Source organism: Halorubrum sp. T3, assembly GCF_000296615.1.
Lineage (GTDB): Archaea > Halobacteriota > Halobacteria > Halobacteriales > Haloferacaceae > Halorubrum > Halorubrum ruber.
The window spans coordinates 137,250-144,468 of sequence record NZ_JH815329.1 but is presented as its reverse complement, the minus strand read 5'-3'; the positions used below and the strand labels follow the sequence as shown (position 1 = coordinate 144,468).

Annotated in this window: 8 protein-coding genes and 1 tRNA gene; 1 reads left to right on the top strand and 8 read right to left on the bottom strand. The window is 70.5% G+C overall.

The features are described 5' to 3' along the window. The 5 genes from B378_RS17260 to B378_RS0102825 form a co-directional block, all read right to left on the bottom strand. Positions 1-1,685 (bottom strand): DNA topoisomerase (locus B378_RS17260; RefSeq protein WP_237738317.1); only part of this gene is annotated, 1,685 nt, incomplete at its 3' end. Positions 1,686-1,787: 102 nt separating this feature from the next. Next, a complete protein-coding gene (locus B378_RS16990; protein WP_017342317.1) occupies positions 1,788-1,955 on the bottom strand; it encodes a hypothetical protein in 168 nt (55 codons plus the stop codon). A gap of 688 nt (positions 1,956-2,643) precedes the next feature. Beyond that, positions 2,644-2,725: transfer RNA gene (locus B378_RS0102835), tRNA-Ser, on the bottom strand. Between the two features lie 27 nt (positions 2,726-2,752). Then, entirely contained in the window at positions 2,753-3,046 is a 294-nt protein-coding gene (locus tag B378_RS0102830) for a hypothetical protein (RefSeq protein WP_017342316.1), read from the bottom strand. Further along, positions 3,047-3,427 carry a Rid family detoxifying hydrolase gene (locus B378_RS0102825; RefSeq protein ID WP_017342315.1) on the bottom strand — a complete coding sequence of 127 codons (381 nt, stop codon included), beginning with the start codon at positions 3,425-3,427 and terminating at the stop codon, positions 3,047-3,049. Positions 3,428-3,583: 156 nt separating this feature from the next. Between B378_RS0102825 and B378_RS0102820 the strand changes: the two genes are divergently transcribed. Next, complete coding sequence (locus B378_RS0102820; protein WP_017342314.1) at positions 3,584-3,991, top strand: zinc ribbon domain-containing protein; 408 nt, start codon at positions 3,584-3,586, stop codon at positions 3,989-3,991. 40 nt (positions 3,992-4,031) lie between these two features. On the opposite strand, the gene B378_RS0102815 is transcribed toward B378_RS0102820, so the two are convergent. The 3 genes from B378_RS0102815 to B378_RS0102805 form a co-directional block, all read right to left on the bottom strand. Further along, entirely contained in the window at positions 4,032-4,844 is an 813-nt protein-coding gene (locus B378_RS0102815) for a molybdopterin-synthase adenylyltransferase MoeB (protein ID WP_017342313.1), read from the bottom strand. A gap of 89 nt (positions 4,845-4,933) precedes the next feature. After that, a complete protein-coding gene (locus B378_RS0102810) occupies positions 4,934-6,331 on the bottom strand; it encodes a hypothetical protein (protein WP_017342312.1) in 1,398 nt (465 codons plus the stop codon). A 125-nt stretch (positions 6,332-6,456) separates the two neighbouring features. Next, positions 6,457-7,047 carry a 50S ribosomal protein L15e gene (locus B378_RS0102805; protein ID WP_004598111.1) on the bottom strand — a complete coding sequence of 197 codons (591 nt, stop codon included), beginning with the start codon at positions 7,045-7,047 and terminating at the stop codon, positions 6,457-6,459. Positions 7,048-7,219: the final 172 nt, after the last annotated feature.

The following is a 7,219-nucleotide window of genomic DNA, read 5'->3' as shown; positions in this document are numbered from 1 at the left end:
CCCGCCCCGGGGAGCCGCGTCGGTCGAGGCGGGTCGCTCTCGACGTAGTTGCGGTCGTACAGCTTCTCGATGGTCCGGTGGCGGGTCGCCTTCGTCCCCAGCTGGCGCTTCTCCATCTCCTCGATGAGCCGGGACTGGCCATAGCGGCGGGGCGGCTGGGTCTCCTTGCCCTCCGTGGCGCGGTCCGACAGCGACAGCGTCTCGCCGACCTCCACGTCCGGGACGATCCGCTCGTCGCTGGAGCGGTACGGGTAGACGTCGTGGTAGCCGGCCTCCAAGAGCCGCTTCCCGTTCGCCTTCAGCCGGAGGCCGCCGTCCGCGACGAGGTCGGCCGGCTTCGCCGCGTCGTCCGGATTTCGGAGGGCTGCGAGCCCGTCGGCACCCTCGGCGATCGGCGTCGCCTCGCCGTTCGCGAGCGCCACGACGCGGAGGCGCTCCCACGTCGCGGGGTCGGCGCAGGTCGCGAGGAACCGGCGGACGATCAGCTCGTACACCTCCCACTCGTCGTCGGAGAGGTCCGAGGCCGAGGGGAGCTCCCCCGTGGGGTGGATCGGGGGGTGGTCGGTCGTCTCCTCGTCGCCCTCGGTCGGCTCGATCTCCTCGTCGCCGTCGAGCAGGCTCGCGGCGTCTTTCCCGAACGTCGAGGCCGCCGAGAGCTCCTCGATCAGCTCCTCGGGCTCCAGATCCTCGGGATACACCGTGTTGTCCGTCCGCGGGTAGGTGACGTAGCCCGCGGTGTACAGGTCCTCCGCGAGCGACATGGCGCGCTGCGCGGAGTAGCCGAGCGACCCGGCCGCGCGGATGAACGCGGTGGTGTTGAACGGCGTCGGCGGGTCGTCGGTCTGCGTCCGGCGCGTGACGTCGTCGACGGTCGCGCCGTCGGCGGCGGCGAGCGCCTCGGTGAGCACCTCCGCGACATCGCCGTCCCAGACGCGCTCGCGCTCGTTGCCCTCGTCGTTGAGATAGAAGTAGCGCGCCTCGAACGGATCGCCGCCGGCCTTCGCTAACTCGCCCGTCAGCTCCCAGTAGGACTCGGGATCGAACGCCTGGATCTCGCGCTCGCGGTCGACGATCAGCTTGAGCGTCGGGCCCTGGACCCGGCCGACGGAGATGAAGTCGTCGCCCATCTGTCGGGCCGAGAGGGAGAGGAACCGGGTCAAGGCGGCGCCCCACGTGAGGTCGATCGTCTGTCGGGCCTCCCCCGCGGCCGCCAGCTCGAAGTCGAGGTCGTCGGGGTTCGCGAACGCCTCCTGCACCTCGTTTTCGGTGATCGAGGAGAAGCGCACGCGGTCGACGGGCACGTCCTCGTTCACCTCGCGCACCAGCTCGTACGCCTCCTTGCCGATCAGTTCGCCCTCGCGGTCGTAGTCGGTCGCGATGACGACGCGGGAGGCGTTGCGCGCGAGCCGGCGCAGCGCGGCGACGATCCCCTCCTGCGTCGGCGTCTTCGTGACCGGCGCGTCGATCAGCTCGACCGGCTCGACGTCGCGCCAGTCGTTGTACTCGGCGGGGAAGTCGACGCCGACGACGTGGCCGGAGAGCCCGATGCACCGCTTGCCGCCCCACTCGTAGACGTTGGCGTCGTTCATCCGCTCCGCGGTCGCGGACTCGCCGCTCAGGATGTCGGCGATGCGCCGCGCCGCGTTGTCCTTCTCCGTGATTATCAGCTCGGGGCCGCGACTCATTGCGCCGAGATACGCCGCTCCCGGGTCTAAAGCTTTCGCGACGCGAGATTGCGGGCAGGCTCGGGGGCGGGCGGCCTCAGAAAACGAATCGGAGCGCGACCGTCACCGGGCCGCGTCGTCGGACTCGGCGAGGAACTCCGCGTCCGCGACCTCCCCGTACGGTTCCGGCGGTTCGTCGTCCGCGTCGAGTTCGCGCCGAGCGAGGTGGTTCTCGAGTTGGCGGCGCTTGTTCCTCCCTTTCCGCTCGCGGCCCGATTTCGTGTCTGGCATCGTCACCCGTGACAACACTTCCCACACATATGAATCTTGTGTCGGTATGCGGACGTATCCGCGAGCGGCGGGAGGGGACGCCGTCGAAGCAGCGCAGCCCGGCGACAACAGCTGAATATTTAAATATCGACAGCCGGCAGCGACGATTACTTATAAATAGACAAGGCGGTGGCGCGTGCCTCCGAGCGCCCAACGGGCGCGAGGAGCACGCGCGAGGGAGTCAGTCGCCGGAGCGAAGCGGAGGCGACTGACGAGGCTGGGGAGGCGTGAGGCTGCGGTGCTGTGCGGTGCGGGGTGGGACTCAAAGGGGCAGCCGTGAGGAGTTCGGAGGCGACGCAAGCACCGCAGCGAAGGAGCGGAGCGACTGAGCGAGGAGCACAGCGAGCGTCCGAACTCCTCACGGCTGGGGCTTTGGCGGTGTTCGCCGCCGATCCGTAGTCAACTGTTTATAAATAATCACCAGCGACGTCACTCGGTCTCTTATAAATAGGCAGTTAGACAGGAGCGTCGACGCCGAACTCGCTCGTCGCCGTCGCTCCTCGCTCGTTGTTGCGACAGCGAAGCGCCAGGAGAGGGATTTGAACCCAGAGGACTTCGCTCACTCCGTTCGCTCGTCCTCAGATTCAAATCCCTCAGTCTCGGTTTTCGACGAACGGCTCGCTACGCTCGCCGTGTCGTTCGTCGAAAACGCCAGGAGAGGGATTTGAACCCCCGATCCCGGATGGGAACACGCTTTCCAGGCGTGCGCCTTACCACTCGGCCATCCTGGCTCACGCGGAGATAATCCGGTGCGACTGTTAAGTCCTTCTTTTCGCGCGCACCCGGGCCTCGGCGAGGTACGTAAGACCGGCCGACGCGACCGCCACCGCGACCGCGACGAGCGCCAACCCGCCGAACCCGACCGGCAGCGATCCGGGACCGAGGAGCCGGTACCCCTGCGCGAGCACGAGGAAGGCGAACCCGCCGACGATACCCCACAGCGCCGCGGAGCGCGCTCGGGCGCGCGGGGTGGCCGCCGCGCCGGGCGCGGGGACGGACCCGTCGGTCGCGGCGTCCGACTCGCTCTCCGACCTCTCCTCGCCGTCGACCATCTACTCGACGACGGCGACCGCCTCGATCTCGACGCCGGCGCCCTTCGGGAGCGCGCCCGCCTGAACCGCGGAGCGGGCCGGCGGCGACTCGTCGAAGTAGTCGGCGTACGTCTCGTTCATCTCGTCGAAGTCGTCGATGTCGGCCATGAACACCGTCGTCTTGAGCACGTCCTCGGGCCCGGCACCCGCCTCCGCTAACACCGCGAGGAGGTTGTCGAGCGCCTGCTCCGTCTGGACCGCGATCGGCGCGTCGTCAAGCAGGTCGCCCTCGGGCGTCAGCGGGATCTGCCCGGCCGTGAACACGAGGTCCCCGTCGGTCGTCGCCTGGCTGTACGCGCCCACCGCCGCCGGCGCGTCGTCGGTGTGAATGGTCTCCTTCATGCGGGTGCGCCTTCGACCGGCGGCCTCAAGAGTACTCTGGAGCGGCACGCCCGACCCCGGCCGAGGAGACCCCTGGACTCGGCGGAACGAGGTCGCCGAACTGGCCGACCTGTCCCACCGCCAGACACAAAACGCTGGGATGGTAACATTACGCACATGACGGGTGATCAGCTCCTCCCGCTCGCCGCGATCTTCGCCGGCGTGGCCGCGCTCAACCTCGCGGTGACGTGGTTCCTCGTCCGGCGGAACCGCGACCCTGCGGAGCTGTTCGGCTCGGTCGCGACCCGGTCGTCGGACGGCGACGGTGAGGGCGTTGGGCCGACGCTCGCGCTCGACGGCGACTCGGACGCCGATCCGACGGTCGAGGCGGGCGAGACGAGCGACGGCGGCAGTGGAGACGGTCCCCCGCCGCTCGACGCCGACGGGGAGACGGTCGTCTGCCGGCACTGCGGCGCGGAGAACCGGGCGGGATATCAGTACTGCCGGTGGTGTATCCGGTCGGGGTTCGTCGACGAGGACGCGGGCGTCACCGCGGGGAGCGCGATGGCCGACCGGTCGCTGTGAGCGTTCGCGGCGGGTCGGCGAGGACGCCAGCCCGACCGAATCAGGCCGCGTCGATCTGGCAGCCGGCCGCGTAGTCGATCCCCTCGATGGTGTCGATGCCGTCGTCGCCGCACACCGGGCAGTCGGGGTTGCGCGCGTACGGTACCGTCTCGAACGAGAGGTCCATCGCGTCGTAGAACAGCATCCGGCCGACGAGCGGCTCGCCCACGTCCATGATCAGCTTCACGGTCTCCGTCGCCTGGAGGCAGCCCACCGTCCCGGGGAGGACGCCGAGGACGCCCGTGCTGGCGCAGTCGGGCACCGTCCCCGGCTCCGGCGGCTCCGGGAACAGACAGCGGTAGCAGGGGCCGTCGGGCGACAGCGTCGTCACCTGCCCCTCGAACTTGTAAATGGCGCCGTGAGAGACCGGAACGCCCTCGATCCGGGCGGCGTCGTTCACCACGTAGCGGGTGGCGAAGTTGTCCGAGCAGTCGACGACGACGTCGTGGTCCGCGATCAGCTCGCGGGCGTTGCCCGCGTCGAGCCGCAGCTCGTGGCGCTCGACGTCGACGTCGGGGTTGAGGTCGGCCACGAATTCGGCCGCCGAGTCGACCTTCTTGCGGCCCACGTCGCCGTCGCCGTGGATCACCTGTCGCTGGAGGTTCGAACGCTCGACGACGTCGTCGTCGACGATTCCGATCGTCCCGACGCCCGCGGCCGCGAGGTACTGGATCGCCGGCGCGCCGAGCCCGCCCGCGCCGACGACGAGGACGCGGGCGTCGAGCAGCCGCTTTTGCCCCTCCGGGCCCACGTCGTCGAGGATGACGTGCCGGGAGTAGCGGTCGAGTTGGGTCGCGTCGAGCGAGAGGCTCATGTCCGTGCCCAGTGCCGGCGCGGATATAATCGTGTTCCCGGGGCGCCGCGCGGCCGGCGCTTCCCGAGGCGCCGCCCCGCGGCCCTCGGTCACTCCGTCGACGCCGCCACGGCGTCGGTCATCCAGCAGTCGTCCACGTCGCCGAGAGAGGTGTCCGTCTCCCCGCTCCCGCCGCCGACGCGGACGAGCCGGAACTCGTACCGCCCGGTGACGCTGCCGTTCTCCCGTGTGACGACCTCGACGGAGGCGGCGTCGTCGGCTACCTCCGGCACCGAGTACTGGGCGGTGTCGTACGTGAGCATCGGCGCGTAGCGCGGCGTCTCGAACAGTTCGACGTACTGCCCGATGGAGCCGACCAGGTCCCTGTTGTCCGGCGACGCGAACGCCCGCAGGGTCCGGATGCCGTCGTTGGTCTCGTTGTCGTTGTAGCGGAGCGCGTTCATCTGGATCTGGACGACCTGAAGCGCGGACCGCTCGCAGGTGGGCGCGAGGGCGGTGTTCCGCTCGGCCTCGCCGGTCGGATCGCCGTCCGCGACCGAGACGGTGTCCGCGCCGTCGTCGTCCGCGGTCGACGCCTCGCTCCCGTCGTCGCTGCCGTTCGTCGGCCCGGTCCCGTCCGAATCCGTCGCCGCCGGGTCGGTCGGTCCGCCGTCCCCGACGCCAGCGATTCCCGGCAAGCCTCCGACCCCCGCGGTGCCGGCGGCGAACCCGGCCCCCGCCGCCGCGACGAGGAGCGCGACGACGGCGACGGCCGCGAGGACGGTCCGCGGGGAGCGCCGATCGCTCCGCGCGTCTCCGGTGGCGGACTCGGTTTCCGTCGCCTCGCCGCTCGGAGCGGACGGGGCGGGGGCGTCGCTCGGTCGGTCGAGAGTCCGCGAGTCGCCGGCCGAGTCGCCTGCGGTCCGGTCGGTGGGCGGAGGAGCGGTATCGCCTCCCGACACGCCCGACGCGACGGCGCTCGTCGCCGCGCCGTCGTCGTCGGCCGCCGTTCCGGCGCCGCCCGACTCGTCGCCGTCGGCATCGGTCACTCCGTCGCCGTCCGCCGCGTCGGTGTCGGACGCGACCGCGCCGTCGTACGCTTCGGACCGGACCGGGACGCCGAGGAGTCGGTCGGCGATCGCGTTCGCCTCCGCGGGCGGGACGGCGTAGAGGAGACGTTCTCGGAGGTCCGCCGGGGCGACGACCTCGGCGTCGAGTTCGGAACCGAGGTCGTCGAGCGAGTCGATCGCGACGACGACGCCGTCGACGCCGTCGACGGCGTCGTCGGGGGCGGCGGGACCGTCGAGGACGCCTCGGTCACCGGCGGCGACGGCGAGCAGTTCGGTCCGGCGACCGCCCTCGGTCACCGTGACGCGCGGGCCGTCGACCTCCGCGTCGGCGGCGGTCGCCGCGTACGTCTCGGCGACGAGCGCCGCGAACGCGTCGCTGTCGAGCGACCCGAGTTCGGTCGCGAACGCGTCGAGGGGGATCGGCGTGTTCGCGGTCACCGGTGAATCGCCACGTTTACTGTTAGTACGTGACGCGGTCTCTTTGCTCTTGCGTCGAGGGGAGACAGAGCGGCCGCTCACCGTGAGAGCGGACCGCGAGTAAAACGTCGGAGCGGTCGAGGGCGCTACTTGCCCTGCCGGTCGTTCGAGGTGACGCTCGGGCGCGTCTTCTCGGTGCCCTTGCCGCGCTTGCGCTGGCCGCGGCCTTTGGTGCCGGCGGAGGTGAGGCCGCGGTACGCGCGGCCCTTGTGGTCGTCCGAGCAGATCCAGTTCAGCTGGTCGTCGTTCTCGATCGCGGGGTGGGCGGGGTCCACGAGGATGACCTCGTGCCACTTCTGGGAGCCGTCCTCACCGACCCAGTAGGAGTTGAGCACGCGCAGGTTGCGGTACTTCCGCGAGGCGCGCTCCTCGGCGATGCGCTGGATCGACTTGCGCCGCGAGACGCGGTTGACGCCCTGGCGCTTCGAGCGGCGGCCCGCCTTGAAGCGCTGCTTGCGCGAGCCGCCCTTCCGGACGCTCACGCGGGCGACGATGACGCCCTGCTTGGCCTTGTAGCCCAGTTCGCGGGCCTTGTCAAGCCGGGTGGGGCGCTCGATGCGCTCGATGGCGCCTTGGTCGCGCCACTCCTGTTTGCGCTGCCACTGCAGCTCCGCTAGTTTCCCCTCCTTGGGGGACCGCCACGCCTCCTTGATGTGCGAGTAGAAACTTCGTGCCATTGTGTGTCCGCGGACGGTTGCGATTCAGCCGCGAGGGGCCACATGTCGTCTCGTCCCGGGGCGTGCGGCGGTCGGTCCGGCCGCGGCCCCGGCGGCGAGTGCCCGCTGTGTCCGCACCAGCGAGTTGGCAGAAATACCCGCGGTCCGCCCTTAACCGCTTCGCTCCGCGGGT